This window comes from Candidatus Woesearchaeota archaeon (genome assembly GCA_003694805.1).
In the GTDB taxonomy this organism is placed as follows: Archaea; Nanobdellota; Nanobdellia; order Woesearchaeales; family J110; genus J110.
On the sequence record RFJU01000054.1, the window covers coordinates 1 to 6,958 of the forward strand.

The 6,958-nt window shown below is 49.2% G+C and carries 4 protein-coding genes; all 4 read right to left on the minus strand.

The genetic code is table 11. The features are described from left to right. Positions 1–10 precede the first annotated feature (10 nt). Positions 11–1,120: a molecular chaperone DnaJ gene (gene dnaJ, locus D6783_02095; protein ID RME53394.1), complete on the minus strand. Its 1,110-nt coding sequence runs from the start codon at positions 1,118–1,120 to the stop codon at positions 11–13. 219 nt (positions 1,121–1,339) lie between these two features. Next, the gene (dnaK, locus tag D6783_02100; GenBank protein RME53395.1) at positions 1,340–3,211 is read right to left on the minus strand and encodes a molecular chaperone DnaK; all 1,872 of its coding nucleotides are present in this window, start codon (positions 3,209–3,211) and stop codon (positions 1,340–1,342) included. Between the two features lie 17 nt (positions 3,212–3,228). Further along, entirely contained in the window at positions 3,229–3,846 is a 618-nt protein-coding gene (gene grpE / locus D6783_02105; protein RME53396.1) for a nucleotide exchange factor GrpE, read from the minus strand. Between the two features lie 203 nt (positions 3,847–4,049). Further along, the gene (locus tag D6783_02110; GenBank protein ID RME53397.1) at positions 4,050–6,953 is read right to left on the minus strand and encodes a PGF-pre-PGF domain-containing protein; all 2,904 of its coding nucleotides are present in this window, start codon (positions 6,951–6,953) and stop codon (positions 4,050–4,052) included. Positions 6,954–6,958: the final 5 nt, after the last annotated feature.

Here is a 6,958-nt window from a genome sequence, read left to right on the forward strand (position 1 = left end):
ACACGACAACCTACTGAAAGGTCTTCTTGAGACGTTCAAAAAACTTCACATGAGGGGGCGTTTGCTCTTTTTCAAACTCTTCTAAAAGCTTTCGTTGTTTTTTTGTCACGTGCTTTGGGATTTCAACATCCACCACGACCAACTGATCCCCTTTTCCTGAACCACGAAGGCTCGGCAAACCCTTCCCCCGCATCCTCAGAACAGTTCCCGGTTGCGTTCCTTGAGGAATCTTAAGCTTCGCTTCTCCATCCAGCGTTGGAACAGTCAGCTCCCCCCCAAGCACTGCTGTTGTCACGTTTACGGGCACCTCAAGAACAATGTCTTGCCCGCGTCTCTTGAAGTACGGGTGTTCTTGAACATGGACGGCTACAAAAAGGTCTCCAGGAGGAGCGCCTCGGGGACCCGCATCTCCCTTCCCTGCCAAGCGAAGCTGCGTCTCTGAATCAATCCCTGCAGGAATTTTTACCGTGATGTGTTCCTTTCTGCTCACCACTCCAGACCCTCTGCATGTTGCACAAATGTTTTTCCAGGCTTTTCCTTCACCATGGCAAGCCCTGCAAGGCGTTGTGGTCTGAAAGAGGCCGAACGGCGTTCTTCTCGTGTCATGGACAAACCCTTCCCCTCTACAAACGTTGCAAACCCTTGGCGAAGTTCCTCCCTCACCATTGCAGTCGTGACACGCAACATTCTTTCTCAAAACCAGTTCTCGTTCAACCCCTCTTGCAACATCTTCTAAGGTAACGTCAAGGTCCACCCGAATATTTCTTCCACGTTCCTTGTATGAACTCCCTCTCCTCCTCCCCCCGCCAAAGAATGATTCAAAAATATCCTGGAAGCCTTCAAAACCGAAGTCGGAGAAGTCAAATCCTGAAAAGTCCGGCCCGGCCCCGAAGCCGCCGTGCTTGAATGCATCGCTACCGAACTGGTCGTACTGCCTTCGCTTCTCTTCATCAAGCAGAACGGAAGCTGCCTCATTGATTTCCTTGAACCGCTCAGCAGCACCCTCCTCCTTATTAATATCCGGATGATATTTTTTTGCAAGCTTTTTGAACGCGCGCTTAATTTCTTCCTTGCTCGCCCCGCGATCCACTCCCAGAATGTTGTAATAATCTTTCCCCATTCGTCAGCAACACCAGCTTCTTGCTTTGCGCTCTCCAAACCAGCTATTTAAAGGTTTTTAAAATTGACATGGAACTATGCTTTTCTGATTCTCCAAAAAAGGTGCTGCCCTCCAAAAGCATCTCTTGATTTTGGCTTTTTCCGGGCCGGAAACCATTGTTTTTAATTCGTGATTTTTCATTCATGGGGGGCGCTCAAGCGCGCGCCCCTGCTTCTTATTTTACTTTTTCTTTTTCTCCTTCCCCTTCTCTTCCTCAAACTCAGCGTCAACAACCTTCTCGTCCTTACTCTCTTGCGAGGAATTCGAACTTTGTTCCTGTGCTTTCGCCTGCTGCTCCGCAGCCACTTTTTGGTAGAGCTCAGTGCTCAAGGCTTGAACGTCCTTCTCAATTGCTTCAACCTTTTCCTTCAATCTTGCAACGTCTTTTTTCTCTGCTTTGAGCAATTCCTTCAGCTCTGCCACTTTCTTTTTTACCGGCTCGATCTTCTCATCGGCCACCTTTCCTTTGAACTCATCAAACAATTTTTCTGAAGAGTACACAAGCGTGTCTGCCTTGTTGATTAGCTCCGCCTCTTCTCTTCGCTTTCTGTCTTCTTCTGCATGCTCCTCCGCCACTTTTTTCATTCGCTCAATCTCTTCATCGCTCAACTTCTGCGTTGCAGTGATTTTAATCGACTGCTCTTTGCCAGTTCCTAAATCTTTTGCAGAAACGTGCACAATGCCGTTCGCGTCAATGTCAAATGTCACTTCAATTTGCGGAACGCCTCGAGGCGCGGGAGGAATGCCTACGAGGTCAAACTGCCCTAGCAACTTATTGTCGGCCGCCATTGACCGCTCTCCCTGGAAAACCCGAATGGTCACTGCCGGCTGGTTATCAGATGCGGTTGAGAAAATCTGGCTTTTCTTCGTCGGAATGGTGGTGTTTCGTTCAATGAGTTTAGTGAACACACCACCCAAGGTTTCAATGCCGAGACTAAGCGGCGTTACGTCAAGAAGGAGGACATCTCTTACCTCTCCTGCCAACACCCCGCCCTGCATCGCAGCACCCATTGCGACACATTCCATGGGGTCAATGCCGCGCTCTGCTGGCTTTCCGACCAATTTTTCTACAAATTGGCGGACAATAGGCATGCGCGTCGGTCCGCCAACAAGGATGATTTTGTCAATCTCGTTTAATGAAAAACCAGAATCTTTAACTGCTTGTTCAATCGGCGCCTTGCAGCGCTGCACAATCGGGTCGACCAGTTTTTCAAGCTGGGCCCTCGTTAGTTTCTTGTTCAAGTGCCGTGGCCCGTCATCCTTCGCAGTGATGAACGGAAGGTTGATTTCTGTTTCCAAAACCGTAGAGACTTCAATTTTCGCCTTTTCTGCTGCTTCTTGAAGCCTCTGCATCGCTGTAGCATCTTTTGAGAGGTCAATCCCCTCCTCTTTTTTAAACTCATCAACCAACCAATTAATAATGGCTTTATCCATATCCGTGCCGCCAAGCGCGGTGTCTCCGGACGTTGATTTCACCTCAAAAACGCCGTCGCCGAACTCCATAATGGTGACGTCAAGCGTGCCGCCACCGAAATCAAAAACAAGAATCTTGAGCTCTTCTTTTTTATCGAGCCCGTACGCAAGAGCAGCCGCAGTGGGTTCATTAATAATTCTCACTACTTCCAGGCCCGCAATGGTTCCTGCATCCTTCGTTGCTTGGCGCTGATTATCGTCAAAATAGGCTGGGACGGTTATGACTGCCTTTTCCACCTTTTCTCCCAAAAACTCTTCTGCATCGCGCTTGATTTTTTGGAGGATAAACGCCGAGATTTGCTGGGGGGTGTACTCTTTCCCATCAATTACGTATTTGTGGTCAGTCCCCATTTTCCTCTTTGCTGCGACAATAGTCCGCTCCGGGTTCGATACCGCCTGGCGCCGGGCGGGCTCTCCAACAAGAATGCTTCCCTCTTTTGTAAACGCAACGACAGACGGAAATGCCTTCCCGTACTGGGACGCCCCTTCCGCCGACGGAATAATTTTGGGCTTTCCTCCTTCTAGCACTGCCGCTGCAGAGTTGCTTGTTCCAAGATCAATACCAATTATTTTTGCCATAGTATCCCTCCTTTTTCTTACGCTTCTTTCTTCTTTGCTACCACAACTTTTGCATGCCTCACGATGGCATCTCCAACTTTATAACCGGGCTGGACTACTTGGATAATCGTTCCTGGCGCGTCTTCTGCTTCTTGGCGCATCATGACATCATGCTTGAATGGGTCGGCGGGCACGCCGATATCGTCTATTTTTTCCAACCCTTCCTTTTTCAAAATCGCTTCAATTTGGTCAAATATGAGTTCACATCCTTTGATGAATGCTTGATGGTTCTTCCTCTGCTTCCTTGCCTGATCAATACTGTCAAGGACGGGCAAGAGCCGTTCCATCAATGCACACGCGCCCCTGGATCGTGCCAAGCTTTCTTCCTTGCTTGCCCGTTTTTGAAAATTCTCAAACTCTGCTTGAAGGCGCTGAAGCGCATTTTTATACTCCTCAACAGTTCGTAGCGCCTCTTTGAGCATTTCGGCCGGGTCGTCTTTTTTTCCTGCGCCTGCTCCCTTGTTCTGCCTGACGTCATCACCCGCTTTCTTCTCTTTATTTTCTGTTTTTGTGTGCTTTTCGGCGCTTTCGTGATGGGCAGGGCTGCTTCTTCGTGGTTTTCTTCGCTCCTCTGATTGCTTTTCTCTTCCGTCCATTTCAATCCTCTCTACGCTCTTCTCTCCTGCTACTTGTCAATGACACCCCTCAGGCTGGTGCCTTGCCGGGCACCCTCAAAAATCATTTGTTGACTTTAAGTCAACAGAATGTGTTTTTTATTTATAAACTTTTCGTTTTAGCGAAGTTTTAGCGAACCAGGACAGGGAAACAAGAAGCAAGATTGCTCACCGCACAACACACCTTACCCTGTGTAGCGCCGCAAGACATGCTCGATCACGTCGTCATCCCAACCCGCCTCTTTCAAGGAAGAACGAATCGCGTCCTTATCATACCCCTCCCGAACTGCGCGCAACACAAACGAATGCAGCTCATCAAGCTTGTCAGGAGAGTACTTAATACGGAAGCGAACAGCCTCCTGCTCGTGTTTGAGCTGCTCATATCGCTTCTTAATGTCTTCGAGAGAAGAGTCCAGCTTCCGAACCCGATGAAACGGCTCCCCTCTAATGCGGACTTTCACCGTCGAGCGTTTCAAATACCACTCAACGCCAAAAACAAGAACACCCCCTACAAAGAGCAAAACGAGCAACCCCAAGAGAATCTTGCCCCACGGAACCTTCACCCATAAAGACGAGAAAAAAGACGGTCCAGAAGACTCAGAATCTGAGGGCGAATCTGACACTTCTTCGTTACTGATTCCCGCCTCCGTCGTGGCATTGCTGCCGCCTTCCGGCTTTGGCGACCTCGGCACTATCGACTCGTTATCTTCTTGCACGTCCGACTCGTTCACGCCGCTTCCGTCATCTTCGGGAACGAGATCAATCACCGCACCTGCTTCTCCAATGGCAAAAAAGCTCAACCCTGGAACAACGGCCGAATACCGCACCGCCTCCTCAGAAACTTTTTTGAGCCGAGGACTAAACTCCACCCATTCCTCAACCCAGCGGTAGAGCGAGACATCCTTTGTCGTAAGCCCCTCATCATCCAGCCACGAAACAGGCACTTCAAATTCAACATCCACTTGCTGCACATCAGCATCTTCAACGTTTTCATGATTAACCCACAAATACGCATAAACCTCCTTGGACAATTCATCCACAGAAGCGTTCGTTGCGTTGATTCTGGCAACAGTGATCGTAACGTCACTGACATCTTCTGCCAAAACGACGCTGAGTGCCTTGAACGGGATTTGCGAATTCGAAATTGGGTACGTTAATGACTCTCCCTTCCTTGCAGAGGACCAAAACCTTGCCGTCTTAGCGACAGCCTTTACGCCGGAAGGAAGGTCGTCGGAACCAGATCCTCCGCCGCCTCCACCGCCTCCACCGCCTCCACCACCAGAGGACCCGCTGGATTCGGCAACATTTACGGTGTACGAAATGGTTGCGGGGCTTTGCATCGTGTTGCCTTTCTCATCCCTGCACAACACATACCACGCAACGGTGCTGTCAGATGAATGTGTTTCGGAGGCGGTGTGGGTTGTTTTATTTGTTGAAGCAAACGTGCTTCCCATTTGAGAATAATTCACACTTGCACTATCATACTTGCACGTTGCAGGCTCGTCCGTGACGACTTGTAGCTGAACACTTATCGACGTGCTCGTTGTAGACTGCGTCCCGGACGGGCTCGTGGAGAGAACGGAAGGTTCCGTCGTATCATTTACCGTGAACGAAACTGACGTCTGATTGCTCCGGCCGCCTTCATCCGAACAATTCACAACCAGCGTGTAATTGCCATCGGAGACGTTTGAAAATGTTTTCGTATAGGAATGGTTCAGCCCTGAAGTAGTAAATTCGCTTGAAAGAATGCTTGCCGAGTCAACCGTTCCGCTCCCATTGGAAAGATTATACACACAGAAGGTTTGATTCGGCGCAAGTTCAACCACGCTCACATTCATAGTGAAATAACTGTTATTCTCAACACCAGCCAGTGGGGCGTCGATCGTCACGAGCGGAGCGGTCGTGTCGTTGCCTAACGCCCCGCCAGAGAGGTGAGGACCGAACAAGGTTACATTGCTTGATGTGTTGACATAGCAAGACTCGTTAGCCTGCGAGATAGCGGAAACAGGCGCGACGTTTCCAGAACACTGCGACGCTACAAAGAGTTCGTCTCCTTCATCATCCGCAACAAAAAGCACAACAAGGTCTTCAAGCGACCTGTTAAAAAATATCTTGACCCCTCCTTCATAATCTGAAGTATTCAAGAACTTGGATGCGTTTTGAAATACTGCCATGGACACGAGGGACGCCCCCGCGTTTGAAGCAACCGCCTGCCCCAAAGAAGACGAGGTGTTCACCTCGACATCAAAGGAACCTGAAAGATTCCAGTTGGCGAGCAACCCGTTGAAGTTCAAAATGACAACTTCAACGAAGTCGGACGCGTTCAACTCAAACGTCATGTTCAAAGAATCGTTCAGATACGTTATCGCGTTGGAAACATCAGTTCCGTTCTTGAAAACGCTCACATTCTTCAACTTGGCACCTAGACGAGTGCGCGTCTTCTCAAGCGATTCTGAAACGTTCTGCTCCCGGTTCATCTTGAGAACAAAATTGAACGACCCCCTATTGCCTGCTTCATCAGCTGATGAGAAGAAAACTTGATGCTTCCCGGCACTCAACAAACGGGTCAAACTCGCATTCCCAGACGTTGAAGAAGAGAACACCTGCTCATCATCAATCGTTACGTTCTGAAGAACAAGATTGCTTTCGGTGAGCGTCCAATTAATCTCTGCAGAGCCGTTCTGAACTGACACGGTGACCGTTTCCCCTTGACTCACCTGCACCCCATTAACACTCACTCCAGTATACGACGGATTGTCATCGTCAATAATGAAGGAAACATTTGTTGAATCGTTATTTTCAGCGCCATCAATTGCAAGAACAAAGAACGGCGAATTCCCCGAAATAAGCGTTACCGTCGTATTCCAAATTCCTCCTCCTTGATTCTGTAATGCAGATCCGTTGACAGTTACACTGACCACCCCGACCGCGTCACTGACATTAACGGTCAAGCTCACGTTCGTGTTGTTCCTCGTGATATTGTCAGAAAGAGTTGCGCTGTGAATGGTGGGGGGTGTGTCGTCGATGATGTACGTGGCAGACGAATCATTCGCCACATTCGACGCATTATCAACCGCAACCACATCCACCGGAG